Origin of the sequence: Prauserella marina (assembly GCF_002240355.1) — a bacterium.
Classification (GTDB): domain Bacteria; phylum Actinomycetota; class Actinomycetes; order Mycobacteriales; family Pseudonocardiaceae; genus Prauserella_A; species Prauserella_A marina.
Window position 1 is genome coordinate 5926584 of record NZ_CP016353.1, and the last position, 26561, is coordinate 5953144.

At 67.2% G+C, this 26561-nt stretch carries 21 protein-coding genes and 1 pseudogene; 9 read left to right on the plus strand and 13 right to left on the minus strand.

Going from position 1 to position 26561, the window contains the following annotated elements; translation table 11 throughout:
• Positions 1-150: 150 nt before the first annotated feature.
• The 6 genes from BAY61_RS27355 to BAY61_RS27380 all read left to right on the plus strand — a co-directional run bounded on the left by BAY61_RS27355 (position 151) and on the right by BAY61_RS27380 (position 5909).
• On the plus strand, positions 151-675 hold the full coding sequence (locus BAY61_RS27355) for a toxin-antitoxin system HicB family antitoxin (RefSeq protein ID WP_091803749.1): 525 nt from the start codon (positions 151-153) through the stop codon (positions 673-675).
• 30 nt (positions 676-705) lie between these two features.
• Positions 706-1608 carry a DUF4097 family beta strand repeat-containing protein gene (locus BAY61_RS27360; protein WP_091803746.1) on the plus strand — a complete coding sequence of 301 codons (903 nt, stop codon included), beginning with the start codon at positions 706-708 and terminating at the stop codon, positions 1606-1608.
• A 79-nt stretch (positions 1609-1687) separates the two neighbouring features.
• Complete coding sequence (locus BAY61_RS27365) at positions 1688-2647, plus strand: ATP-binding cassette domain-containing protein (protein ID WP_091803743.1); 960 nt, start codon at positions 1688-1690, stop codon at positions 2645-2647.
• Positions 2644-3435, plus strand: a complete 792-nt coding sequence (locus BAY61_RS27370) for an ABC transporter permease (protein WP_091803740.1) — start codon at positions 2644-2646, stop codon at positions 3433-3435. The genes BAY61_RS27365 and BAY61_RS27370 overlap by 4 nt, the downstream gene beginning before the upstream one ends.
• 148 nt (positions 3436-3583) lie before the next feature.
• A complete protein-coding gene (locus BAY61_RS27375) occupies positions 3584-4204 on the plus strand; it encodes an NADPH-dependent FMN reductase (protein WP_091803737.1) in 621 nt (206 codons plus the stop codon).
• Between the two features lie 73 nt (positions 4205-4277).
• Entirely contained in the window at positions 4278-5909 is a 1632-nt protein-coding gene (locus BAY61_RS27380) for an MFS transporter (protein ID WP_091803734.1), read from the plus strand.
• On the opposite strand, the gene BAY61_RS27385 is transcribed toward BAY61_RS27380, so the two are convergent.
• Together BAY61_RS27385 and BAY61_RS27390 are read right to left on the minus strand one after the other, a co-directional pair.
• Positions 5906-9046 (minus strand): ATP-binding protein, encoded by a 3141-nt coding sequence (locus tag BAY61_RS27385; protein WP_091803733.1) that lies wholly within the window; start codon positions 9044-9046, stop codon positions 5906-5908. The genes BAY61_RS27380 and BAY61_RS27385 overlap by 4 nt on opposite strands.
• A 2-nt stretch (positions 9047-9048) precedes the next feature.
• Positions 9049-9687, minus strand: a complete 639-nt coding sequence (locus tag BAY61_RS27390) for a TetR/AcrR family transcriptional regulator (RefSeq protein WP_245865488.1) — start codon at positions 9685-9687, stop codon at positions 9049-9051.
• A 94-nt stretch (positions 9688-9781) separates the two neighbouring features.
• Here BAY61_RS27390 and BAY61_RS27395 point away from each other — a divergent pair, with 94 nt between their 5' ends.
• Complete coding sequence (locus tag BAY61_RS27395; RefSeq protein ID WP_091803730.1) at positions 9782-10522, plus strand: SDR family NAD(P)-dependent oxidoreductase; 741 nt, start codon at positions 9782-9784, stop codon at positions 10520-10522.
• A gap of 4 nt (positions 10523-10526) precedes the next feature.
• Here BAY61_RS27395 and BAY61_RS27400 read toward each other — a convergent pair whose 3' ends face one another.
• From BAY61_RS27400 to BAY61_RS27425, 6 genes are read right to left on the minus strand one after another with little or no spacing between them, the layout of a single operon-like run.
• On the minus strand, positions 10527-11537 hold the full coding sequence (locus BAY61_RS27400; protein WP_091803727.1) for an NADP-dependent oxidoreductase: 1011 nt from the start codon (positions 11535-11537) through the stop codon (positions 10527-10529).
• Positions 11534-12289, minus strand: coding sequence for a hypothetical protein (locus tag BAY61_RS27405; protein ID WP_091803724.1), 756 nt, complete (start codon positions 12287-12289; stop codon positions 11534-11536). The genes BAY61_RS27400 and BAY61_RS27405 overlap by 4 nt, the downstream gene beginning before the upstream one ends.
• Positions 12290-12291: 2 nt before the next feature.
• A complete protein-coding gene (locus BAY61_RS27410) occupies positions 12292-14418 on the minus strand; it encodes a hydantoinase B/oxoprolinase family protein (RefSeq protein ID WP_091803721.1) in 2127 nt (708 codons plus the stop codon).
• Positions 14415-16547, minus strand: coding sequence for a hydantoinase/oxoprolinase family protein (locus BAY61_RS27415; RefSeq protein ID WP_211323560.1), 2133 nt, complete (start codon positions 16545-16547; stop codon positions 14415-14417). The genes BAY61_RS27410 and BAY61_RS27415 overlap by 4 nt, the downstream gene beginning before the upstream one ends.
• A complete protein-coding gene (locus BAY61_RS27420) occupies positions 16547-16903 on the minus strand; it encodes an acetone carboxylase subunit gamma (protein ID WP_091803717.1) in 357 nt (118 codons plus the stop codon). Before BAY61_RS27420 ends, BAY61_RS27415 begins: the two co-directional genes overlap by 1 nt.
• Positions 16903-18735: a hydantoinase/oxoprolinase family protein gene (locus BAY61_RS27425; protein ID WP_091803714.1), complete on the minus strand. Its 1833-nt coding sequence runs from the start codon at positions 18733-18735 to the stop codon at positions 16903-16905. The genes BAY61_RS27420 and BAY61_RS27425 overlap by 1 nt, the downstream gene beginning before the upstream one ends.
• Positions 18736-18979: 244 nt before the next feature.
• Between BAY61_RS27425 and BAY61_RS27430 the strand changes: the two genes are divergently transcribed.
• Positions 18980-20200: a PucR family transcriptional regulator gene (locus tag BAY61_RS27430; RefSeq protein ID WP_170140176.1), complete on the plus strand. Its 1221-nt coding sequence runs from the start codon at positions 18980-18982 to the stop codon at positions 20198-20200.
• A 21-nt stretch (positions 20201-20221) separates the two neighbouring features.
• Here BAY61_RS27430 and BAY61_RS27435 read toward each other — a convergent pair.
• The 5 genes and pseudogenes from BAY61_RS27435 to BAY61_RS27455 all read right to left on the minus strand — a co-directional run bounded on the left by BAY61_RS27435 (position 20222) and on the right by BAY61_RS27455 (position 25323).
• A pseudogene (locus BAY61_RS27435) lies at positions 20222-20931 on the minus strand (SDR family oxidoreductase).
• Positions 20932-21014: 83 nt separating this feature from the next.
• Positions 21015-21815, minus strand: a complete 801-nt coding sequence (locus tag BAY61_RS27440) for an SDR family NAD(P)-dependent oxidoreductase (RefSeq protein ID WP_091803708.1) — start codon at positions 21813-21815, stop codon at positions 21015-21017.
• 3 nt (positions 21816-21818) lie between these two features.
• Positions 21819-22583 carry a crotonase/enoyl-CoA hydratase family protein gene (locus tag BAY61_RS27445; protein ID WP_091803706.1) on the minus strand — a complete coding sequence of 255 codons (765 nt, stop codon included), beginning with the start codon at positions 22581-22583 and terminating at the stop codon, positions 21819-21821.
• Positions 22580-23767, minus strand: a complete 1188-nt coding sequence (locus BAY61_RS27450; RefSeq protein WP_091803703.1) for a thiolase C-terminal domain-containing protein — start codon at positions 23765-23767, stop codon at positions 22580-22582. The genes BAY61_RS27445 and BAY61_RS27450 overlap by 4 nt, the downstream gene beginning before the upstream one ends.
• A 17-nt stretch (positions 23768-23784) precedes the next feature.
• Entirely contained in the window at positions 23785-25323 is a 1539-nt protein-coding gene (locus BAY61_RS27455) for a class I adenylate-forming enzyme family protein (protein WP_091803701.1), read from the minus strand.
• A 219-nt stretch (positions 25324-25542) separates the two neighbouring features.
• Between BAY61_RS27455 and BAY61_RS27460 the strand changes: the two genes are divergently transcribed.
• The gene (locus BAY61_RS27460; protein ID WP_170140175.1) at positions 25543-26499 is read left to right on the plus strand and encodes a helix-turn-helix transcriptional regulator; all 957 of its coding nucleotides are present in this window, start codon (positions 25543-25545) and stop codon (positions 26497-26499) included.
• Positions 26500-26561: the final 62 nt, after the last annotated feature.

The following is a 26561-nucleotide window of genomic DNA, read 5'->3' on the forward strand; positions in this document are numbered from 1 at the left end:
AAGCTAGGTTAATGGGGGTATCGAGAAGGTCGCACCCGACCCCGTGACACCACGTCAGACGGGGACAAAACAGCAGGTCAGCAGCACCCTGAACCAGTCTGCGCCACTATGACGCTTGTCGTGGCGCCATAGTGGTGCCATCATGGCGCCATGGACTTGACGCCGTATGTCGAAAACCTTCGACACGAGCTGGCCGTCGCGGCCGACGTCGGGGGCGAGGACGCCCGAACACTGGCCGAACGCCTGACAGCTCCCCTCGAATCCGCAGCGCGACTCATGTTGCTCGAAGCACTCACGGCGGCGGCGGAGGAAATCACGAGAGACCTCGCTCCGGGCTCGGTCGACGTCCGGCTTCGCGGACTCAAACCGAGCTTCGTGGTGTCGAAGCCACAGGCGGGAAGCAACTCGGATCAGCGAGCCGAACCCGAGAGCGCGCATGAGGTTCCCCCCGCGCCGGTCGAGATCGACGAGGGCGGCGACACCCTGCGCATCAACCTGCGGGTGCCCGAACGCCTGAAAGGACGGATCGAGGAGGTCGCCGCGAAAGAAGGTCTCTCCGTCAACGCGTGGCTGGTGCGGGTCGTCGCCGCCGCGACCAACCCCGAGCAGAAGAAGAAACGTGCGCCTTCGGCCTTCCCTTCCACGGGCCAGCGCTACACCGGCTGGGTTCGGTAACCGGGCTTCGGCAATCCAGAAAGGACAGTTATGCCAACGTTCGACACCCCGGAGCCGATCTCCGTCGTGATCGACATCCCGGTGGGCACCGTCCGCGTCGACGCGAGCGCTCGCACCGACACGATCGTCACCGTGCGGCAGGGCAGCGAGTCGGCGAAGACGGCGGTCGGCAAGTACGTCGGCCGCTACCTCAACCGCTATCTCGGCAACCCTTCCGAATCCGACGCCGCCGAACGAACGACCGTCGACTACACCGAGGGAAGGCTACTGATCAAGGTACCTGCCGACCGTGGCCTGCACAGTCTGCTCGGCGCTTCCGGTTCCGTCGACATCGACATCGCCCTGCCTTCGGGCTCCAGCATCAAGGCCGAGGCGGCGTGGACCGAGTTCCGGGGCTCCGGACGGCTGGGGCAATGCAAGTTCACTTCGGCAGGCGACATCCGGCTCGACGAGACCGGCCCCCTCACCGTCCATTCCGGAGCCGGTGACGTCATCGTCAACAGCACGAGCGGAAACGCGATGATCGAAACCGCCACGGGAGAAGTCAGAATCGGCAAGATCGCCGGAAGCGCCGTTGTCAAGAACGGGTCAGGCGACTGCTGGGTCGGCGAAGTCACCGGGGCTGCCACGCTGAACACTGCGGCAGGGGACATCACCGTCGAACGCGCGCACGGCGACGTCGAGGCGAGGACAGCGACCGGCGGGGTGACCGTCGGCGAAGTACGACGAGGCTCGATCGTGCTGGAAACCGCTTACGGCGCGGTGAACATCGGAATCCACAACGGAACCGCGGCCTGGCTCGACGTCGGTTCCTCCTATGGCGGTGTCGACAACAAAGTCGATTCCTCTGACGGCCCGTCAGGAGCAGAGGAAACCGCGGAGATTCGCGCGCACACCCAATACGGCGACATCATGATTCGCCGCTCACGCTGAATTACTGACGAACCGACAACCGAGGCCAAAACCTCGGTGGCCCCCGCACGCCCTGAAAACCCGGAATCGAGGAAGAAACATGCCCATCACCACGACCAGGTCCGGTATATCGGTGACCGGTCTCGCGAAATCATTCGGCGACAAAGTCGTACTCGACGGAATCGATCTCGACGTCGCCGAAGGCACGGTCTTCGCGCTACTCGGCCCGAACGGCGCAGGCAAGACCACCGTTGTTCACATTCTGTCCACACTCCTTCCCTCCGACGCGGGAAAGATCCGCGTGGCAGGGCACGACCTCGCCGAAGACCCCGATTCCGTGCGCAAATCCATTGGTGTGACGGGACAGTTCTCGGCGGTCGACAACCTGCTCACCGCCGAGGAAAACCTCCGGCTGATGGCCGATCTGCACCACCTCAGCCGCGAGGAGGGACGGAGGAGGACGACGGACCTGCTCGCCAGGTTCGACCTGGTCGAGGCCGCGGGCAAGACCCCAGCGACCTATTCCGGCGGCATGATCAGGCGGCTAGATCTGGCCATGACCCTCGTCGGTTCACCCCGGATCATCTTTCTCGACGAGCCGACGACGGGACTCGATCCTCGCAGCAGGCGCACCATGTGGCAGATCGTCAGGGACCTCGTCGCCGACGGAGTCACGATCTTCCTGACGACGCAGTATCTCGACGAAGCCGACGAGCTCGCCGACCACATCGCGGTCCTCGACCACGGAAAGGTGGTCGCACAGGGAACTCCCGACGAACTCAAGACCCGCATTCCCGGCGGTCACGTGCGGTTGCGGTTCACCGACCTCGCCGATCTGGCTCTCGTCGCGAGCTGGTTCCCCCACGCGGGCCGCGACGATGCCGCACTCACCCTGCGGGTGCCGAGCGACGGTGGAGTTCCCGCGCTGAAAGGGCTACTCGACCGGCTCGCGAGCGCTTCGGTCGTGATCGACGACTTCTCCGTGCACACACCGGATCTGGACGACGTGTTCTTCGCATTGACCGATCACTCCAGTACTGAAAAGGAAACCAGCAGATGACCACCATGTCCTATGCGGCCCGTGACTCGTTCACCATGCTGCGACGCAATATCCGGCGCATGCGGCGCTACCCGTCGATGACCCTGATGCTGGTCGGCATCCCTGTCGTCCTGCTCCTGTTGTTCGTCTACGTATTCGGTGGTTCGCTCGGCGCCGGAATCGGTTCCCTCGCGGGAGAAAGCGGGGACTACGTCAACTACCTCACGCCTGGAATCGTGTTGATGGCCATCGCCAGTGCCGGGCAGGGAACCGCGATTTCCGTCGCGCTCGACAGGTCGGAAGGCATCATCGCCAGATTCCGGACCATGGCTATCGCCAGGGGCGCCGTCCTGACCGGGCACGTGATCGGCAGTCTCATTCAGATGATGTTCTGTGTGGTCGTCATCATCGGGGTGGCGTTGCTGGTCGGCTTCCGTCCGAACGCGACATTCATCGAGTGGATGGCCGCCTTCGGCATGATCAGCCTGTTCGGCCTCGCGCTCACCTGGCTGACCGTGGCTCTCGGGCTGGTGAGCAGCAGCGTCGAGACCGCGAGCAACGCCCCGATGCCGCTGATCCTGCTGCCATTCCTCGGAAGCGGCTTCGTGCCGACGGACTCGATGCCGACGGCGATCCGCTGGTTCGCCGAGTACCAGCCCTTCACCCCGGTGATCGAGACCTTGCGTGGCCTGTTGCTCGGCAGCGGGATCGGCAACAGCGCACTGCTGGCCATCGCCTGGTGTATCGGCCTCACCACCCTCAGCTACCTGTGGGCGGTCCGGCGGTTCGCGAAGGCCGCGATCCGCTAGGCATACCTGCCCGGCGAGAGCAAGGGAGCTTTGCTGTCGCCGGGCAGCCGCGAAACCCAGGGCCGAAGCCTTTCCGAAACCCTCCCGAAGCCCCACGCGCACAACATCGGTATCGACCACCGAACAGCAAGTCGAGGAGTCGATTCCGATGGCGAAAACCACCACGGCAGCCGAGCAGACCCCGCTGCGGGTCGCGGTCATCGTCGGCAGCATCCGCACCGACCGGTTCTGCCCCACCCCGGCGAACTGGATCGCCGACCAAGCACGCAAACGCGAGGACCTCGACGTCGATCTGATCGACCTCGCCGACTACGACCTGCCCATCGTGCTTGGCGGCAACGACGAAAGCGCGCCCACGCCCGACGCCGTCGGCGAACTCGGCAAGCGGCTCGCGCGGGCCGACGCCTTCATCGTCGTCACGCCCATCTACAACCGCTCCTACCCCGCCGCACTCAAGAACGCCATCGACTGGTTCTACACCGAATGGCAGCTCAAACCCGTCGGCTGCGTCTCCTACGGCGGCATCACCGGCGGGTTGCAGGCAGTTGACGCCCTGCGCGGGGTTTTCACCGAGTTCCACGCCGTGCCGTTGCGCGACTCGGTCATGTTCGCCAACTTCTGGAAGACGTTCGACCACGACGGCCGTCCCGTCGACGGCGAGAGCGCGGCCAAGCTCGCCGACGGTTTCCTCAACCAGCTCACCTGGTGGGGTAACACGCTGCGCGAGGGGCGGACCCAGCGCGCCTATCCCTTCGGGGAATCCGAGTAACCCGTCGCCAAGACGTCACGGTGACGCCGGTGCGAAAGCACGGCGGTCATTCGCACGAGAAAGGCCCCGTGCCATGATCCCCACCACCGCCCCCGAGCGGCCGACCTGGCGTGAGTGGACCGGCCTCGTACTGCTCGCGCTGCCGTTGTTCATGATGGCCACCGACTTCACCGTGATGTTCATGGCCATGCCCGCCGTCACGGCCGACCTTGTTCCCTCGACGACCCAAACACTGTGGATCATGCACATCGGCGAGTTCGTCGGCGCGGGTTTCGTCATCACGATGGGCTGGCTCACCGGCCGGATCGGGCCCCGGTTCCTGCTGCTTGCCGCCATGGGCCTCTACGGTCTCGCCTCGGCACTCGCCGCCTTCGCGTCGAACCCGGAGACCCTGCTGGCCGCCCGCGTACTGATCGGGGTGGCGGCGGGTGCCTCTACCCCCGCCGCGATGGCGATGCTGCGTTCGATGTTCACCGGCAAGCAATTCGGCATCGCCTTCGCCGTGCTGATGGGAGCGTTCACCGTCGGCGGCGCGCTCGGGCCACCCATCGGCGGGCTGCTACTCGAACATTTCTGGTGGGGCTCGGTCTTTCTCATCAACGTTCCGGTCGCCGCACTCGTGCTCACCGGTGGACTCCTGTTGTTTCCCCGCGGCGGAGAGCGGACCGCCGACCGCATCGACATGCCCAGCGTCGCGCTTTCCATCACGGCGGTCATGTCAGTTGTTTTCGGGCTACAGGAGATCGCCGACCAGGGTGTCTCCGTTCCCTACGTTCTGGTGACGCTCGCCGGTTTCGGGCTGGGCGCATGGTTCATCCGTCGGCAGCGGCGTCTCGACAACCCGTTGCTCGATCTGAAGCTGTTCTCCATCAAGGCACTCCGGGTCACGGTGTCGGCATTCGTGTTGTCCTCACTGGCTTTCGTGGCCGTGGACTTTCTGCTGGTGCAGTACCTGCAACTCGTCACCGGTGTGCCGACCTCGCGGCTCGGGCTGTTGCTTGCCGTTCCCGGCATCGCCGCGATCCTGAGCACGATCGTGACTCCCCCGATCGCACGGCGATTCGCCCCCTCCCACATCATGGCCTCGGGCCTGGTGATCGCGCTCGGCGGTGCGCTCGCGATCATCACCTCGATTCTGGTCGTTCCACATCAGACTTGGCTGCTGATCTCGGGAACGACCGCCATCGCGTTCGGCGTCAACCCGCTGATGCTGCTCGGAGCCCAGTTGATCGTCACGTCGGCTCCGAGGAAGCAGGCCGGATCGGCCGTCGCGATCCAGGACATCGGCGCCGGGCTCGGCGGGGCATTCGGCATGGCCCTCATCGGCAGCCTCGCCATGGCGGTTTTCGGTCGCGTGCTCAACGGCAGGGCTCCCTCGGACGTCTCGGCTGCCGACCTCGAAGCGGCGACGCAGAGTCCAGGCGGCGCGATGACCGTCGCCGAAGGGCTTCGAGGGGACACCGGCGACGGCATGATCACCGTGACCCAGGAGGCCCTTTCCCTTGGCACCGTCGCGGCCTACGCGACCGCCGTCCTGCTCGGTGTCGCCACCATCGTCTTCGTCCTGCGGGGCCTTCGCGGGGTCCAACTGCCATCGGTCGCGGAAGCCGACGACCCCGATGCGGATCTCGACGGCCCGAGTGCGGATCTCGCGCGCACGAACGCGGATCTCGACGTCCTGGACGCGGGACTCGCGGGGCGCTAGTGCTGCGCGTCCACGAGCGAGCGAACGCGATCGGCGTCGCGGATGTCCGGCGCCGAAGCGGGCACCCCGGCGCGCTCACGAACGGCTTCGGCCGTACCAAGCAGCTCGACGGCGGCCTCCCGGTCGGCGCGCAGCGCGCTGACGGCAGCGGCCAGTTCCAGCAACCGCGCCTCCACCAGCGGACTGCTCGCGCGCCGGGGCGCCGAGTACAGCGAACGCAACGAGAGCAACACCTTCTCGGCATGCTCAATTCGGCTTTCCCACACCGCGAGGAATCCGTCCTCGAACAGCATGATCGGTTCCTGGACAGCCGTGGCGCCACGCAGAATCCAGTGGTCGAGCAGCGAGCGAGCGCGGGGGAAATCCCCGTGATATCTGGCGATCATCGACTCGGCGAACGCGGCGAAGTCGAGACCGTACTCGTAGGCTACGTCCGCGGCGAGCCCTCTCGCGTTACCGAGACAGGTCGTGGCATGAGCAAGGTCCCCTGATCGCAACGCCGTTATCGCGGCCGCCACGTACCACCAGGACGCCTCGGCCCACAGTTCGAGATCGAGGCAGACTTCCAGCGCGCGCTCGACGACACCGGCCGCCCCGACGTGGTCTCCATCCACTTCGGACTTCTGATACTCGACGGCGAGTACCTGCGCGAGACCATACCCGCCACCAAGCTCACGCCACACCGCCTCGGGATCGCGTCCTCCGGAAAGCCCCCGCGGCGGCTCACCCCAGTTGCTGACGACGAACCAGTCCCGCTGGCTCGCGGCGACGGCGGCATCCCAGTGGAGACCAGCCGCCTCCAGTTCGCCGATGGCCTCGTCCACGTGCCGCTCACCGTCCTCGCGGATACCCGTGGACAACAAGGAAGACCCGGCGAACCATTGCACCCTCGCCCGCACGCCGCGTTCGCCCGAGAACAGTGCGAGCGCCTCGTCGACCCGGTGCACTTCCCTTCCTGGTTCGGTGTCGAGGCTCAGGCACACGGCATACGTCGCCGCGGCGGCGTATTCGTCGCCGCGCGAGCCGGGGAGATCCATCGCGGACACCAGATCCCCCAGGAGGTGACCGTGGCGCCCGGTCATCCATTGATGCCAGAACGTGGCCACGGCCAGCGCGACCGCGTTGTCCCCTTCTCCCCTGCGAACGGCCTCGTCGAAGGCGTTGCGCAGCTGCGTCCTTTCCGCCTCGAACCGAGTCAGCCACCGCCGGTGCTCCACACCGCGCAGGCCCGCGTCGGCTTGCCACGCGAAGCGGAGGTAGTACTCGGCGTGTCGCCGGACGACGCGGGTACGTTCTCCCGCCGCGTCGAGCTTTTCCTCGGCATAGGTCGCGATCGACTCCAGCAGGCCGTACCTGACACCGGCAGGCGAAGTGACGGTGGTGACCATGCTGCGGTCGACGAGGCCGATCAGTACATCGACCACTTCGGACTGATCCACCAATGCACCCGTGCCGGGATCGTCGGCACAGATCGCCTCAGCCGCGGCAAGACCCACACTGCCTGGATGAACGGCGAGGCGGCGCAGCACGGCCTGCTCCTTCTCATCGAGCAGTGACCAGCTCCAATCGATCATGCCGCGAAGGGTCTGCTGGCGTCGCGGCACCGCGTGGCCGGGACGGCGCAGGATGCTCAACCGCTCACTGAGCCGCTCAAGCAGATCCGGCACCGAAAGCCCTCGGATACGGCTCGCGGCCAGTTCCAGCGCCAAGGGCAGCCCGTCGAGCCGCCTGCACAATTCGGTGATCGCCTCTGCCGTCTCGGCGTCGATCGCGAAGTCCGGGTCGCCCGCCTTCGCCCGTGCCGCGAAGAACTCCACCGCCTCACCGGCTTCGCCGTCCTCACCCGGTTCCGTACTGAGGGTCGCGACGTTGAACCGCTGTTCCTCCGGCAGTCCCATGGGCTCGCGGCTGGTGGCGAGAACCCGGGCTGCTGGCGCCTCGCGCAGTAGCTCGCCGACGAAGGCCGCCACCTCGGCGATGACGTGCTCGCAGTTGTCCAGCACCAACAGCACCGGCCGCGCGCCGATCGCCTCTCGCACCCGCTCGCCGTTGCCCGTTGGCGACCCCGGTTCGGGAAGGTCGAGCGCGGCGATGACGGAGGCCGCGACGCGCTCGCCCGACCTCGGCCCCTCAGGCGTGGCCGCGAGTTCGGTCAGGTCGATGAACCAGCCTCCGCGTTCGAACCGAGGGGCTTGCTCGCGCGCGACGTGCAGCGCCAGCTTCGTCTTGCCGACCCCGCCGATGCCGGTCAACGTGACCAAACGCGCCTCGGCCAGCAATTCCGCAATCTGGCGGCTCTCGCTTCGCCGACCGATCAACGGTGTCGTCTCGGCAGGGATGTTGGTGCGGGCTTTCCGCGCCGGAACGGGCTCGGCAGCCGGTTTCGAGACCAGTGAAGGATCCTGGCGAAGGATGCGCCCGTGCAGCTCACGCACCTGAGGACTGGGATCGACGCCGAGTTCGTCGGCAAGGTGGTGGCGCAGCTTCTCGAACGTCTCCAGCGCCTCCCGTTGTCGGCCAAGTTGGTACAGCGCCAGCATCACGGCCGCGGCCGACCGCTCGCGAGCAGGATGCGACTCCCCCACGCCGTTGGCGACGCCGAGCGCCTGCTCCGGCTCTCCATTGTCCAGCAGCGCCTCGCTCAGCGATTCCCTTGCCCCGGCCCGTAGTTCTCTCAGCTCCGATACGCTCGGGGCGAGCCAGATCTCGTCGACGGCGTCGCCGTAGGGCTCCCCTCGCCACGATTCCAGCGCGTCCCTCAGCACTTCGACCCGCTGTGCCGGTGTACCTGCCCCGCGTGAGCGCTCGACCGCGTCCCTGAACCTGACGGCGTCCACTGTGTCCGGTGAAAGGGCGAGCCGGTAGCCCGCCGGTGTGTGGGTCAAGAGTTCCCGAGCGCCGGGTCGCGCCTTGTCCAAAACGGAGCGCAGCCGGGAAAGCTTTGCCCTGAGCACTTTCGCCGGATTCGCGGGCAGTCGCCCTTCCCACAGGCGGTCGATGAGCGCGTCGGCCGAAACCGGTTCGCCGCCGGCGACGACCAGCGAGGCCAGCAACAGCCGAAGCTGGCGTTCGGCCACCTCGACGGGGACGCCCTCCCCGGTACTGAGCCGAACGGGCCCCAGCACCTCGATTCGCATGGTCACGATCCTAATGGCGGGTGAGCTGTCCCTGCCTTCTCCGCGTCACCGACAAGAGCGTCCCAGCCGCCCATGGCGACGTCGACGATGGCGTGGGCCTGTTCGCGAGTGCAGCCGTCGCGGGCCTGGATCGACAGTCCGTGCAGCACGGTCTGGACATAGGCCGCCGCGACGGCCGCGTCCAGCGAAGCAGGGAGATCACCCGCTTCGATACCGCGCTCGATGCGTGCTTGGATCCTGCGCTCGGCGAGGCGACGGCGTTCGGCGAGTTTGCCGCCGACGTCCTCGTGCCCGGAGCCGAGGTTGAGCCCAGCCAGCGTGACCATGCAGCCAGGCGGATTCCGCTGATCGGTGTAGGCGTCGGCGTTGTCGCGCAGCGCCCCTTCGATCGCCTCCCTTGCCCCCGCGCGCACGAGCGCGCGGTCGGTCGGGGATGCACCCGGCGGGTCGTACAGCTCGATGGCTGCCTCGAACAGCTCACCCTTCGAGCCGAAAGCCGCGTAGAGGCTGGTCGGCGTGATGCCGAGCGCCTCGGTGAGCATCGCGACCGAGACTCCCTCGTAGCCGCGTCGCCAGAACAAGTCCATCGCGGTGCGCAACGCCGCGTCCTTGTCGAAGCTTCGTGGCCTCCCTCTCACCACTGCCGAACACCTCCTCGCTTGCCTTGCCTTTTCAGGATCAATCACTACATAATAGCTTTTAGTAGCGATCACTACATAAATAACGGAGGCAGATATGGGCTCGCTGAACGACAAGACGGCTCTCGTCACGGGAGGAAGCAGGGGGATCGGTGCCGCGATCGCGACCAGGCTGGCCGCCGAGGGCGCGCGGGTCGCGCTGACCTACAACTCCTCGCCCGGCAAGGCGAACGCGGTGGTGGACCGGATCGTCGCCGACGGAGGCACCGCGATCGCCGTACCGGCCGCGATGGAAGACCCTCAGCAGGTGGAGGCGGCTGTCACGACGACGGTCGAGACGTTCGGCGGCGTCGACATCCTGGTGAACAACGCCGGGATCTTCCGCTACGGCCTGATCGACGAGCTGACCATCGCCGACTACGAGCGCACCATGGCCGTTCACGCGAGGGCGGCGTTCGCTGCCGTGCTGGCGGCGGTCCCGCACCTGGGTCAGGGCGGGCGGATCATCAGCATCGGCAGCAACTTCGCCGACCGGGCTCTCGGCCAGGGGATCAGCCTGTACGCGATGAGCAAGTCGGCCCTCGTCGGGTTCACCAAGGGGCTCGCCCGTGACCTCGGGCCACGCGGAATCACGGCTGTCGTCGTCCACCCCGGTTCCACCGACACCGACATGAACCCCGCCGACTCGGCAGGGGCCGAAGATCAGCGAGCACTCACCGCACTCGGGCACTACGCGACGACGGACGACATCGCGGCCACCGTGGCTCACCTCGCCGGCCCAGCCGGTGCCTACATCACCGGCACCACGATCACCGTCGACGGCGGAGTCAACGCGTGAGCGTTCACAGCCTGACGAGCATCTTGCCCGTGTTGGTTCCGTCGAAGAGGCCGAGAAACGCCCCGGTGGCGGCGTGGATGCCGGAGGCAGTGGTCTCGCGCAACCGCACCTGACCTTCGAGTAGCCAGCGACCGACCTGCGCCTCGAACTCGTCGGTCCGGTCGGCGTAGTCGTACACGACGAATCCGCGCAGGCTCAACCGTTTGCCGACGGCAAGGATCAGGTTGTCGGGGCCAGGTGCCGGACGCGTCTGGTTGTAGCCGGAAATGGCTCCGCACAGCGCGATCCTGCCGAACGGCCGGATCGCGGCGATCGCGGCTCGCAGGTGGTCGCCGCCGACATTGTCGAAGTAGACGTCGATCCCGTCGGGTGCCGCGGCGCGGAGCTGTTCCCGCACGGCGCCGTCGCGGTAGTCGAAAGCCGCGTCGAACCCGAGTTCGTCACGGAGGTAGGCGACCTTGTCGGTGGAACCAGCCGAGCCGATCACCCTGCGCGCTCCGCGCAACCTGGCGAACTGCCCGGCGAGACCGCCGACCGCACCGGCTGCTCCCGAGATGAACACGGTGTCGCCAGGCCGCATGGCGGCCACGTCGAACAGTCCGAAGTAGGCGGTCCTTCCGGGAAGACCGAGTATTCCCAGATATGCCGAAGCCGGAGCGAGCGTCGTATCGACCCGCTGGAAGTCGGCGGATGGCGCGAGCGCGTACTCGCGCCATCCATGGTCGTGCAGCACGGTCGTTCCGACCGGCAGTTCCGGGGCTCCGGAACCGACGACCGTTCCCACCGCGCCACCGTTCATCACAGCCCCGAGCGCGAACGGTTCCACATAGGACTTGGTGTCGATCATCCTGCCGCGCATGTACGGATCCACCGAGAGGTGATCGTTGCGCACGAGAACCTCGCCTTCGCCCGGTTCGGCGATGGGAACGGAGGCGACCTCGAAGTCGTCGGCGACCGGTGTTCCCACCGGCCGCCGGACCAGGCGCACCTCCATACCGTGACTCGGGATCGTCATCCTGTCCTCCGAACGCTCACCGCACTCAACAGTCCGAGGTCGCAGTCGGCGGAGACCGGTCCATCGGTGAGCACGAGACCGTGAGCCGCCGAGCCTGGCAACAACTCGGCGAAACTACCCGCCGCCCCCCGCGAGAACGCGTTCGGGGGAACCAGCGTCGCCTCCCGGCCGCCGCCGTTCAGCGCGTGCGCCCGGTATCCGGCGGAGTCGATGGCGGCTCCGCCGCAGAGCACCCCGGGAACGCCCAGCATGTCCAGCCTGCGCACGATCGACGTGTGCGCGCTTATCACCTCGTCGGCGATGTCGTCGCCGACCTCCGGCTCCCACACCAGCACCCTGCTCGCACCGGCGCCCACGTAAGCCGAGACGAGCTCGGCCAGCACGTCCCCGCAATCAAGCAGGTCGGCCGAGTCCCCGCCGCTTTCCATGGCCGCGGCCATTCCGGCAGGCCCCGTCACCGACGCGGCGACCACGGTGTCCGGGTACAACGCGGCCAGCACCTCGACCAGCTCGACGAGTCCGGCGACCGGGTCGAGAGCAGCCAGCGCGACGTCGACCAGCTCGACATCACCCGCTGTCCGCGCCGCGCGAGCCTCGGCTCCTTGGTCGTGATGGGTCACCACCCAGTCAGGACGCACCAACTCGACGGCGTCGCGCAGCCGGTAGGCCATGGGGACGGCGCCGGACCCTGGTTCGGGCCCAGCGCCTGCCATCCTGGCCGCGACCTCGGAAAGGACGGGCGCGAACAACATCGTCATTCCTCGCCGGTCTCGCCGTCTTGCCAGTCCCACGAACCGAGGTAGCCGAGATGTTCGGGGGGCGATTCCGCCCGCCATGACGCGACGAACTCGTCGTAGCCCTTGCCGCGCGCCAGTCGTGCCGCACGCTCTTCGGCACGAGCCGTCTCGGTCGCCTCGACGTCGACCTCCATCCGCTCCTCGTCCCACACCAGCCGGTAGACCTGGCTCGCCACCTCGGGACTGATCAGTCCACGCCGCAGGTCGAGCATCGCCGCCTCGGGGTCGCGCTCCAGCGGGTCGCCGTAACCGCCGCCGCCGCCGACGCGCTGAATCCAGATGTCGCCCTCGACCCTGGGGTCGGCGGGTTCCATCGGCTCTCCCACCAGGTACTCGCCCTCGATCGGCTGTTCGCTCACCATCGTCGAGGCTTCGTAGGTCAGCCCCTTGCCGCCGTCGAGCAGCCACCGCCGCACCGCGTCGACGCCGCCGGAGGGCCGGATCCTCGTCAGCGGTGTGCAGGAACCGCCGTAGCCGCCGAACATCCCGCCCGTGACGGGGAACCGGCCGCCCATGCTCGTGATGCCGAAGCCGAACATCTGGCTGCCGTAAAGCATGTAGGCCCACTCGACGGACGCCCCGCCACGGAACTTGCCGAAACCGTGGTTGTCGGCCGGAATGCGCCGCCACAGGCCGAGCAACGGCAGTTCGGCCTCCCGCAACTCCATCTCGCCCCAGTCCGACACCGGCGCGAAGATCGGCCCCGCCGCGTGCTCGCCGTCGCGATCGTGGAGCGCTCCGCCGCCTGCCGCGTTCATCTCCGTCGAGACGTTCGCGTTGACCTGCATGTGCTGAGTCAGGCCGCCGTACTGCAAAGTGGGTATCTGCGCGTACCAGGGCGCCATCGGCTTCGCGCCGCCGGGAACCGCGAACATCGCCTTGGTCACCGCCTGGTGCAGCGCCGCGTTCACGGTGAACATCGTCAGCAGGGACAGCGAACTGGGCTGCTCCGGCCCCGCCGTGACAATGGACCCCGGCTCCAGGTCGTAGTCGAGCGCCGCGATGAATCCCGCCGTGCGGGGCAGGTCCCCGTAAAGGAAGTTCATGAACAGGTTGCCGACGATGGCCCTCGTGAAGTGAGCCTGGGCATTGAGCGCGCGATCGATCGATGGCGAGCTGCCCTTGGTGCGGACCGTGAGCTTGTCGCCACGCTTCTCCAACTCGATGGCGACCTTGAAAAGCCGCTCCTCCATCAACGTGTTGTCCCCGAAATGCACGGACCGGTAAACGCCGTCCGGCCAGGCCGCGATGCGGCGCCGCACCTCGGCCTCCGTCGTCTCCAGCACCGAGCGCATGGTCGCGATCAGCAGCTCTGGGGAACGTTCCCCCATGAAGTCGTGCAGCCTGTTCTCGACCGCTCGCGCCGACGCGAGCTTCGACCTGATGTCGGTCAGCCACAACATCGGATCGCGCACCTGGTTCTGGAACAGGTTCACGACGTCGCGGCGAACGATGTAATTCTCGCCGATCTTCATCGGCGGAATCCGGATTCCTTCGCCGTACTTGGTGGTCGCCCGTACCGAGAAACCACCGGGGTCGATCGCGGAGCCGTTCTCGCCCTCGTGGATGATCGCGCCGATCCACGCGATGTGCTCTCCCTTCCAGAACAACGGGATGAGCAACGTGTGGTCGGGATTGTGGGTCCCGCCGTAGTTGGCGTCGTTGTGGTAGAAGACATCCCCTTCGGCGATGCCGACGGTCGGCTCGTCAGCCCAGTAGCGCGCGATGAACTTCGGCACCGACGAGGTCGTCGCGGAGAACATGTTCACGCCGCTCGACGTGGCGACCGCGAAGTCGCCCTCCTTGGTGTAGATGCCGACGATCAGGTCTCCCCACTTCGCCGCGGCCGACGCGCTGATCTGCTGCATCATTTCGATGGAGGACTGCAACACCGCCTCGACCCTGCTCAGTCCCACCGAAAGGTCGGCTGGGTCGGTGATCGCGGCGAGTGCTTCGTTCTCGCGTTCGGTACGCGGCCGCAACCGGTACTCCGCGTTGATCTCGGGGTCCGGCCCGTACATCACCGGCTGGTTGTTCAGCAGGTCGGCGAAGAACTGCTCGGTGCTCGACTCGGCCGTGCTCATGCCTTGCCCTCCTGCCGCATCGTGAAGAAGCCGTACGCGTCCATCTCGCCCGACCACCCCGGCTCAAGCACGATGTTCGTGTTGGCGGCCTCGATGATCGCGGGACCGGTCAGCCGGTGCCCGGGGCCGAGTGCCGCGTAGTCGTAGATCTCGGTCTCCCTCGGTTGCTCCGTCGTGGCCCACCAGCACTCCCGCGATCCCTTGCGGGCGGCGCTGACCGGTCCACCGGCAGGTTCCCTTTCGACCTGCCTCGGCGCTGCCCTCGGAATCCAGGCCCGCAACCGGATGGCGTCGATCGAGATGCCGATCTCCTTTGTCAGCGCCAGATCCCCGAAGCGGTCGCCGTACTCCTCGAAGTACGCCTTGATGACGGCGGCGAGGTCGTCCTGGGTTTCCAGCCTTCGCACGGGGCTCGCGATCGTGATGACGTAGAGCTGGCCCGTCGAGCGCATGTCGAGTTCGACGACCGTCTCGATGTCGCCGGCCCCGTAACCCTGACCCGCGAAGTCCGAAACGGCCCTGTCGTGGAATTCATCCACAATGGAGTTGAAGCTGTCGAAGTCGCTGAACAGCTGCTTGACCAACGGGTTGAACAACACCATCCACGCTGACCGCTCGTAGATGTGCAGCCGTTCCAGACCGGCCGCGCCGGAAGCGGAGAACACCGAGCTGTGCGGCGGAACGACGACCTTGCTCGCGTCGAGTGCCCGTGCGTAGCCACATGCGTGCATCGGGCCACCGCCACCGAAGGAGAACACCGCGAACTCACGGGGATCATAGCCCTTGACGGTGATTCCCTTGAAGATCTCGGCGCCCATCGCCTCGTCGACGACCTTGCGAATGCGCCGGGCTGCCTCGACGACCGGAACGCCGAGGGGTTTGGCGATGCGGCGTTCGATCGCCCGCTCGGCGCGCCTGCGGTCGAGCGGCAGCTTGCCGCCGTGGTAGTTGCCAGGGTCGAGGTAGCCGAGCACGAGGTTCGCGTCGGTGACGGTCGGTTCGGTGCCGCCCTGCCCGTAACAGGCTGGGCCGGGGTTGGAGCCCGCCGACTCGGGGCCGACGGCGATTCCGGTGATCGGATCGACCCTGGCGATGGAACCGCCACCCGCTCCGATCGCGGCGATGTCCATCATCGGGACCTGAACGTGCCAGCGGTCGATGACGGGATTGAAGTCGTAGAAGCGAACCGAACCGCTCACCACGATGCCGACGTCGAACGAGGTTCCGCCCATGTCGGTGGTGACGACCTTGTCGAAACCGTGGCTCTGCGCCAGATGCCGCGATCCGTAAAGGCCGGAAACCGGTCCGGCGTGGACGGTCTGGATCGGCGTCGTCGCGGCGAGGCTTCCCATTCCACCGCTGTTGTGGACGAGCAGCAGCTCGCCCCGGTAGCCACGTCCGCGCAGCTTGTCCCGCAGTGAGGAAAGCCGGTCGGCGGTGAAGCGATGCAGGTAGGCGTTGATCGTCGCCGTCATCGACCTCCCGTACTCACCGGCACGCTGCGACACCTCGTGGGAAAGGATCGTGGGGAACCGGCCGAGGTAGGTGTTGGGGTACTCCTCCTCGACGATCGCGCGCACCACCTTCTCGTGCTCAGGGTTGAGGTGTGCGTTGAGCAGGCACACCACGAATCCGCGCACGCCCTGGTCGACGAGATCCATGACGCGCTCGCGAACTTCCTCGGGATCGAGTGGCATGACCACGTTCCCGTTGGAGTCGACGCGTTCGGTCAGCGCGGCTATGCACTCCGGCTCGATCAGCGGTTCGGGCCGCTGAGCGCGGGAGAGATCGCGGGTCGCGGTGGCGGGCAGGCCGTCGGCCCACTGCCTGCACCGTCCGATGGGGACGGTGTCCTCGTGACCACGCGTGGTCAGCAGTCCGAGCCGGGGACCCGCTCGCTCGATCAGCGCGTTGGTTCCCAGCGTCGTCGCGTACCGGATCGTCGTCGTCCCGTCAAGCAGCCCGTCGACATCGAGGCCGGTCTCGGCCGCGATGTCCTCCACCGCACGCAGAAACCCGATCGAGAGGTCGTGGTGCGTGGTGAGGGCCTTGGCGGTGCGGATGTGACCGTCCTCGGCCGTGGCGAGGCAGTCGGTGAACGTCCCTCCGATGTCGACGTTGATCTCCATCAGCGTGCCTGCCCTTCGCGGATCTCGGATGCCCTCGCCAGCAGGGCATCCACGTCGATCTCGATGTCGTAGGCCAACGGGTGCCCCGGTGGCAGGTATTCGGTCTCCACCTGAGCGGCACAGCCGGGGCAGTAGTACTCCACGATCCGGCACCAGGCGGGGTCTGGCGCGAAATCGTGCTCGCCTTCGAACCGTCCTGGGTGGATTTCCCTCGGGTTCCTGTCGTTGAGCAGGAGCCCGCGCTTGTAGTTCTCCCTCGCCGGGCCGATGGCATGCCCGCAACGCTCGCAATGCCAGGTCTCGGTCTCGGGGTCGATCTCAAGGTATTCCGTGACCCGGAGGCGTCGATCACTCATCAGATACTCCTTGTCGGGGCGGTCAGCCGCAGTGCGCCGTTGTCGTCGAGCGCAACCGTCCAACCGGGTGGCACGGTGCAGGTCGTCGCAGAGGACTCGACGAGCGCGGGACCGGACACCGGATCACCGGTGCGCAACGCCGTCCGGTCGAGCACCGCGGTCGGCAGTTCACCGTGACCGGGCCAGCGGACAGGGCTCGTCGTGCCGGACGCCCCGCCGCGCGCACCGGCGTCGGGCTGGGCCAGTCCCACGTGCGGAAGGGCGTAGGTCGCCTCTACCGCCGTCCATTCGACGCCGTCGCGCCGGAACGCGGTCACCTCAAGCGTGACGTCCTGGCTCTGGATGCCCTCGCCGCGCATGTCCCGCAGCGCCCTCGCGGTCAGCGTCTCCTCGCTCACCTCGCCCGCGATCGATTCGTGGCGATGCCGGATGTCCACTGTGGATGCTCCGTAGGCGGAGAAGACCGGAGCGAACGGCAGGACGACCAGCTCGCCGATTCCGGCTGCTTCGGCGATCGCGGCACCGTGCGTCGCGCCGTTGCCGCCGAAGGCGAGCGCGGTCACCGAAGCCGGATCGACGCCGCGCTCGGCCAGTTCGGCCGCGAGCCGCGCTCCCGTGTCGCCATGCGCCGTCGCGAGCACGCGCTCGGCCGCCTCTTGCACGGTCGACCCGAGCACCTTCGCCAGCGGTTCGAACGCGCGTTCCGCGGCGGCCCGGTCGACGCCCATCTTGCCGTCCATGAAGGATTCGGGCCGGAGCACACCGAGCACGACATCGGCATCGGTGATCGTGGGCTCGGTACCACCGAAGCCGAAGCAGGCAGGGCCGGGTTTCGCGCCCGCGCTGTGCGGACCGACCTTGAGTTCGGAGCCGTCGAGCCAGGCGATCGACCCTCCGCCGACGCCGAGCGGAACGAGGTCGGGAAGCGGGAAGGAGATCTCGACGTCCTCGACCATGCCGTGCTCGCGCATCGGCACCTCGCCCGCACTGAGGATGCCGACGTCGAGGCTCGTCCCGCCCATGTCAAGGGTGACGAGGTCGTCGAACCCGTAGTGCTCGGCGACGGTGCGGGCGCCGAGCAGCCCCGCCATCGGACCCGAGTTGTAGGTCTTGCCCGCGATGGTCCTCGCCACTCGCGCCGCACCGCCGTCGTTGTGCACGATCCGCAATGGCCGCTGGTAACCGTTGTCGCGCAGGTAGTCCTCGGCGCGGTAGAGATAGTCGGCGACGTCCGGATGTACGTAGGCGTTGAACAACGCCGTCGACCTCCGGCGAGCGACGTCGGGGTCGGCGGCGACCTCGCCTGCCCGCAGCAGCGGCACCGCGTCGAGGCAGTGCCGGGGATAGTGTTCGGCGAAAGTGTCGGCGAGCGCTTGTTCGTCCTCGGCCGCGTCGTCCGAGCAGGCGACGACAAGCCCGCGCGCTCCGTCTTGCAGCAACGAACGCAGCGCAGGCAGGGCCCGCTGCCCCGGGTCGCCCTCACCCGCCGGTATCGCCGCGACCATGGCGGGTTCCACGAACAACCGCACTCCGGCGTCCTGCTTCAGGTCGGCCGAATCGGCGTCGGTGAGCAGGCCGATTCGCGGCCCGCGCCGCTGCACGACGGTGTTCGTTCCCACGGTCGTGGCGTAGCGCACCGAGACCGTCTCGCGCAGCAGGTCGGGTACGGTCAGCTCGACAGCGGCCGCCGCGCCCTCGATGGTCTCGCGAAAGCACACCGCGAGATCGTGGGGGGTCGTCAACGTCTTGATGGTGTGCGCGATGCCGTCCCGCACGACGAAGCCATCGGTGAACGTACCCCCCGTGTCGATATCGATCGTGATGACCGCCATGTCACTCCTCTCCAGACACTCCACGAGAGACCGAACCGCGTCGTGCGCGGCACCGGCATAACCTTGGTCACCATCACGCGACCGCTCAATGGGCTCCGATGACACCGTGCGGTGGTGCCCACGAACATCAGGGCGAGCGTGCGCCGGAGGGGAAGTGTCGTGCGCCGGAGGGAATGTTCCGCGCCGGAGGCCCGATTAGCCTCTCGACATGGGCAGGTCAATGACGATCGATCGGCGGAGCGGCGTGGATTCGCAACGCCTCGGCTGGCTGGCGGGTTGGCTCGACGCGGAGTTCGACGCCCTGCTCGACGCCCTTGTGGACGGCGAGCTGGCCGACGTTCCCGAACTCGCGGTCGCAAGGCAGGACCCGCGCGGCGAGATCAGGCACTCGGTGCGAGTCCATCTCATGGCGTTCGCGGACAGCGTCCGGCACTCGGTGTCCGAAACAGACGTGGCGCTACCGGCTTTCCTCACGCGACACACCCGTGCGCTGGCTCGAAAGGACATGCCGACGCTGCCCGCGTTGTTGCGGGCCTTCGAGAAGATCCACGCCGGTCTGTGGCGACGGATCGCCGCCGCCTTGCGCAACGGCCCCTACAAGCTGGCACCCGAACAGCGAGCCGAGGTCCTCGAACTGGCTTCGGCCCGCCTTTTCGCCTATTTCCAGGTCGCGAGCGGCGAAACCGCGGCGGCATACGCCGCCGAACGCGCGCTGCTGCAACGGAGATCGACGTCACAACGCTCCGAGGTGGTCACGGCGTTGCTCGCCGGATCAGTGACTCCCTCCGCCGCGGAGCAGGCACTCGGCTACGACCTGAACGCGACCCACGTGGCCTATGTGGCCTGGGTCGACGATCTGTCCAACCTGGACCGGCTCGACAGCGTTCTCTCCACACTGACCGAGCACATCCGGCCACGTCAGCATCTAAGGGTGTCCACGGAGGACCATTGCCAGTTCGGCTGGATCACCTGCCACAACGACACCTGGCTCGGCGTCGTGCGCGACATCGGATTGCCGGCAGGCATTCACTGCGCGTGGGGTTCGCCGCAACAGGGCGCCGAAGGCTTCCGCGCCAGCCATTTCGACGCGCTGGAAGCACGCAGGGTCGGCGAGGCGACCGGACTCGCCGAACGGCCGGAGCCCGTCATCTTCGACAACGTGGCCGTCGCGTCGCTCGCTTCCCGTGATCTCAGTTCCGCCACCGCGTTCGTCCACCGCCAGCTGGGCAGGCTGGCGGGCACGGACGAACTCGCTGCGCGCCTCGTGGGGACGCTGCGCGTGTACCTCGACGAGCTAGCGAGCCCGACCAGGACCGCGCGGCGGCTGCACGTTCATCCCAACACGGTGGTGAAGCGGGTCGAGCGCATCGAGGCCATGCTCGGCAGGAAGGTCGATCCGGCCAGCCTTTCCCTTCGGGTCGCCGTGGAACTGGCGCCGCTTGCCCGCTCCACCCCACCCTCGTGACCCAGGTCGGGTCCCTAGCGCTCACGCGCAGTCCACGACGCCGCCGTCGAGCGGAAGCACGACACCGGTCAGGTAGGCACCCGCGCGCGAGGACAGGAACTGGACGACGCCCGCGATGTCCGATGTCGTGCCGACCCTTCCCATCGGGATGGACGCTTCCAGCTCCCGTTTCGTGTCGGGGTCGTTGAACACGAACGCGCTCATCTTGCTCTCGAAGTATCCGGGCGCGATGGCGTTGACGGTCACGTTGTCGCCGGTGAGATGCCCGGCGAGGTGCCGGGTCAGCATGTGCACTGCCGCCTTGGTCGAGCTGTAGGCGTAGTTCTCCAGGGAAGTCACCCGCAGCCCGGCTATCGAACCGATGTTGATCACTCGTGCCGGGTCTTGCTCGCTTCCGGCCGCGCGCAACGCATCCAGCAACGCCACCGTCAGCCGGAACACCCCGGCCAGATTGACGTTGACCAGTTTTTCCCATGCGGCGTCGGGAAATTCCGCAAGCGGAGCCCCCACGTCGCCCCCGCGTTGTTCACCAGGATGTCGAGTCCGCCTTCGAACACGTCGTCCACCGCACGAGCCAGTGTCTCAGCACCCTCGGGCTTCGAGACGTCGGCCGCTATCCCTGTGCACTCGCCGAACACGCCGAGCCGATTCGCCGTGTCCTCGCACACGTCCGGCTTGCGGGAGGCGACGATCACGCGCGCTCCCGCACGCACGAGACCTTCGGCGATCATCGACCCGATACCGCTGGTACCTCCGGTCACCACGGCGGTTTTCCCCGCGATACCGAATATGCCATTCGTGAACTCGCTCGCCGTCAAAGCGTCACCGAGTAGCCGCCGTTGACGGGCACGGTTTGTCCCGTGATCCAGGACGCCGCCGCAGAAGCGAGGAAAACCACCATTCCCGACGCGTCGGCCGGTTCGCCGAGCCGGCGCACCATGTACTGCGACAGTATTCGCTTGTTCCGCTCGGGATCGGCCAGAAACTGCTCGGTCGCCGGGGTGCGGGTAGCACCGAGCGCGACGGAGTTGGCGGTGACCTGATACCTGCCGCCGAGCCGAGCCAGTGCCCTTGTCAGACCGGCCGCGCCTGCCTTGGCGCCCGAATACGCTTCAAGCCCGCCGATCTCGCCGACCCGCCCCGCGTCGGAGATGACGGTGACGATCCTTCCTCCCGTTTCGCTCTCCACCATGTGCGCGAGAGCGTGCCGGGAACAGTTGAGGACGCCGTGCAGGTTGACGCCGACGGACGGCGCCCACTGCTCAGGTCCCTGTTCCCAGAACGGAACCGACGGTGGCGGCGCGTCGCCGCCCTGATTGCCTGCGTTGTTGACCAGAACCCCGACCGGGCCGTAGGAGTCCTTCGCCGCCGCGAACATCGCGCCGACGGCATCGAAGTCGACGACGTCGCATTGCGCGCCAACGGCTTTCGTGCCCGTTCGCCTGATCTCTTCGGCGACCTGTTCCGCGCGTCCGGCGTCGATGTCGTTGACCACCACCGCACCGGCCCCGTGTGCGGCGAGATCCAGCGCGATCTGGCGGCCGACTCCCTGCCCTGCCCCGGTGACGACGGCAACCCTGCCCTGGACGTCGAGTATCTGCCGGGTCTCACTCACGTGTCAGCGCCCCTTCCATTCCGGTTGCCGTTTCTCGGCGAAGGCGGTCATTCCTTCGTGGTAGTCGGCCGAATTCAGCACCTCGTCGACGAACGGTTCCTGGTTCAGCCAGCTTTCGGTGTCCGTCCACTCCTGACTACGGCGCACGATCGCCTTGCTTGCCTTCACCGCGACCGGCGCCGCCGCGGCGACCTCACCCGCGAGCACGAGCGCGACCCCAAGCGCTTCACCAGGTTCGGCGAGGCGGTTGACGAGCCCCAGTTCGTGGAACCGTTCGGCCGACCACGTCGCGCCGGTCACCGCGGCTTCCATCGCCATGGCGTAAGGAATCCGTTTCGGCAACCGGAACAAACCACCGCCCATGGCAGGGAAACCGCGCTTGGCTTCCGGCAGACCCAGTTTTGCCGTACGTGAGGCGACGACGAGGTCGCAGCTCAAACAGAGTTCGAGCCCACCGCCGACCGCGTGCCCCTCGACGGCGGCGATGATCGGTTTCTCCGGCGGCTGGGCCATGATTCCCGCGCCACCACGACGATCCGTCTTGCCCAGTTCCCCCTTGCCAGCCGCGATGATGTCCTGCCCGGCACAGAAAACGTCGCCCTCACCGGTCAGCACGGCGACCCTGAGTTCGTCGTCGCGGTCGAATTCGTCGATCGCCGCTTCCATCGCGTAGGCCGTCGCCAGGTCGAACGCGTTCTTCCGCTCAGGCCGGTTGATCGTGATGACCGCGATGGCGCCCTTGCGCTCGAACCGCACCAGTTGAGTCACGCGGCCGCCTTCCGGTAGATGGTGACGACGCCCGCGCTGCCGAGGCCGAGGTTGTGCGCCAGCCCGACGCGGGCGTTCTCGACCTGGCGGGCGTCGGCCTTTCCACGCAACTGCCAGCTCAGCTCGGCGCACTGCGCGAGTCCGGTTGCCCCCAGCGGATGTCCCTTGGAGATGAGCCCGCCGGAGGGGTTGACCACCCACGCGCCGCCGTGGGTCGTCTCGCCGGCGTCGACGAGCGCACCGCCCTCACCCTCCCCGCACAATCCCAGCGCCTCGTAGGTGAGGATTTCGTTGATCGAGAAGCAGTCGTGCAGTTCGATCACATCGATGTCGTCAGGGCCGAGCTGCGCCTGTTCGTAGGCTTGCCGCGCGGCGCGCTTGCTGACCCCGGCGCCGACGATGGTGAACGCGTTGTCGTAGGCGTCCTCGGTGTCGGTCGCCAGCGCCTGCCCCACGATCTCGACCGCCTGGTCCGCGAGGCCGTGCCGCTCGACGAACTCCTCGGAGACGACCACGGCCGCGGCCGAACCGTCGGACGTCGGCGAACACTGCAACTTGGTCAGCGGATCGCACACCAGCGGCGAGGACAGGATTTCCTCCAGCGAGTACACGTCCTGGAACTGCGCGTTGGGGTTCGCCGCGGAATGCCGGTGGTTCTTCTCGGCGACCTTGGCGAACTGTTCGGCCGTCGTGCCGTACCGCTCCATGTGGTCCAGCCCGGCGGCGCGGAACATCTCAAGCACGACGGGACCGCCGGTCGGTTCCCGCAGTTTCGCCGCCGCGGCCATGAACTTCTCGACCGGGTTCGTCGCCTGTGGATGGGCCGGAGTGCCGAGCGAACCACCCAGCATCTTCTCGAAACCCAGTGCCAGCACGCAGTCGGCCAGGTTTCCCGCGACGAGCTGCCGTGCGTAGAACAGCGCCGACGACCCGCTCGCGCAGTTGTTGTTGAGGTTCAGCACCGGTATTCCGGTCATGCCCAGCTCGTAGACAGCTCGCTGGCCGGCCGTCGAATCGGCGTGCACGTAGCCGACGCACGTTTGCTCGATGTCCGGGTAGCCGATGCCCGCGTCGGCAAGCGCCGCGGTCACGGCCTCACTGGCCAGCTCGGGGTAGTTGGGATCGGGCTTGCCAGGCTTGACGAACTTGGTCATGCCGACACCGACGACGAATACGCGTTTCATGGATTTGGCCCGTTGCCTCACTCCGTGCCACCCGGCCCGTACTGGTCGCGCACCGTCCTGCGCAGCACCTTCCCCACCGGGCTCTTCGGGAGTTCCGTACCGAAGCGGACGCTGGTGACCCGCTTGACGGGGCCGACCTTGTCGCGGGTCCAGGCGATCAGTTCGTCCTCGGACACGTTTGCGCCGTCGGCGAGCACGACGAGTGCCATCGGGGTCTCACCCCATTTGTCGTGCGGAATTCCGACGACCGACGCCTCCCGCACCTCGGGATGTGCCACCAGGGCGTTCTCCACCTCGGCGGGCCAGACGTTGAAGCCACCCGAGATGATCATGTCTTCTTTGCGGTCGGTGATGAAGAGGTATCCATCCTCGTCGAGATAGCCCATGTCGCGGGAGAGAACCGACCCGTCGGCGAGCTTGCGCGCCTTCGTCGCCGCCGGGTCGCCCCAGATCTCGGTGAACGCGCCAGGCGTGTCGAACGCGATCTCGCCGATCTCGCCCTGTGGCAGCTCGGCACCGTGTTCGTCGACGATCGTGATGCGGCTGTTCGCGGTCGCCCTTCCAGCCGAACGCAGGTACTTGCCGTCCCGCGCGGTGTGGTCCTGCGGCCTCAGCCAGCTCGCCGGTGCGCCCTCGCTCTGTCCGTACAGCTGCACCATGATGTCGCCGAACACCGAGCGGGCCTCGTTCAGCGCGGTCTCCGTCATCGGCGAACCGCCGTAAATGATGGCCCGCAGGCTGCTCAGATCTCTCGTGCTCGCGTCGGGGTGCCTCGCCGCGAGCTGCACCATGGTCGGCACGCCGAAGGTCACCGTGCAGCGATGCCGCTCCACCGCCGCGAGGAACTCGCCCGGTTCGAACGCGCGCAGCACGACGATGGACGCACCGGCCGCCAGCACGCCTGGCACCGGCATCATCGTGGCGTGGGACAACGGGCCACCCGCGAGGTAGGAGTCCGAGGTGCCCAGCTCCGGAAGGAGTATGGCCGTCTCGGTACCCATGCCGGTCCACGCCCGCACCGAGTGCAGGATGCCTTTCGGCTTGCCCGTCGTTCCCGCCGAGAACCGGATGGTCTGCGGCGCCTCCGGCGGCATGACGATTCCCCTGTCCCGCTCCGAGGACGCGGCCAGCAGTTCCTCGTAGTCGAGAGCGCCGCTGGGCGCCGCGCCGTCGAACACCAGTACGTGGCGAAGCGTGACTGCCTGCTTGAGGTGGGGCGCGATGGCGTCGTAGTAGTGTCCCTGCACGATCAGCACGCTCGCGCCGATGGTGTTCAGCAGGTACAGGTTCGTCTCTGCGCTGTTGTGGGTGTAGAGGGAGGCTCTGACGTAACCGCCGAGCGCGATGCCGAGGACCAACTCCAGCGCTTCGGGGCTGTTGTCGGTGAGCGTGGCGACCCGTTCACCCTGGCTGACGCCAAGTCCGGCAAGCGCGTTGTCCAGTCGGCAGGACCGCAGATAGACCTGTCCGTAACTCTGGGTAACGCCCTGGTATATGATCGCAGGCTGACGCTCGTACCGCGTTCCTCCCGTACGAACCAAACTCGCAAGGTCCATCACAAGACCTTCCCGTGAGATGTCCGGATGCCCGATTCGCGACGGTCGCGTGGGCCGTGCCGTCACGCTAGGAGCCGCCGTGGCGCGCAACAATGGACCGAACCGACACCCGGCGGTGGTGCATCGGCACAGGGCTCCGACGCCGCCGACACGCCGAATGTGTTGCCGAGGTGGGTTACGCTGCGGCAAAACGGAGTACTCGAACGACCGGAGTCAGCCGTGCCCGACACCTCGCTGTGCAGCCAGACGGCGTCAACCCTCGGGATGGCGCCTGGCGAGTCACGCGAGTTCTGGCGGCTGACCGCCACGAGCTACCAATGCAACATGACCTGCGACTTCGCCGACGACGACGAGTCGGGAACGAGCACGCTGACCCGGTTGCGGACCGACCAGAACCAGGTACTGGCCTGGAACTCGCCTCAGGTGCGGTATCGCAGGAAGCCCGAGCACATGCGGCAGGACGGCATCGATTCCTACGTCCTGGTCCTGCCCGTCGCCGGTGCGGTGGACGTCGGTCTCGGCAACGGCAGGATGACGCTGCGACCCGGCCACGCGGCTCTCATCACCACGACAAGGCCGTTCGACGTCACCCACACCTCGGACGCTCGGCTTCGGGCGATCACGATCCAGCGCAGGGTGATTCACCAGCGGTTGAACAAGAAGACGGAGTTCGAAGCGCCCATCGACCTCGTCGACGGGCTTGGCGGGGTCGTGCACGACCTGATGAACAGCGCGCTGCGAGCGGCTGACCAGCTCTCCGCGAACGAATTCGACGCGGTGATCGACCGGCTGGTCGAGCTGGTGTGCGTGCTGGTGGGAACCGGCATGGTCGACGCGGGTGATCACTTCGGCGAGATCGAGACCGCGATCCGCCGCTACGTACGCGACAACGCGCACGACCCCGATCTCAACAGCGAACTGCTCGCCTCGGCGCTCGGCTGGTCGGCAAGGCAGATCCAGCTCGCGTTGCAACGATCGGGAACCACCTGCCGCGAACTGATCAAAGAAGAGCGGCTTTCCCTGGCGCGCCACCGGCTCACCAGCCCCGCCTACGGCGGGATGTCCATCACCGAACTCGCCCACCGGTGCGGTTTCTCCTCGCCGGGCAGGTTCAGCACGGCGTTTCGGGAGCGGTTCGGCAGCACGCCGCGAGAACTGCGCCGTGGCGAACACTGATCAGCGCTGACCTGGGTAAGCTTTGCCGATCAGGATTCGGTAGAAATGTCCGTTATGAAGAG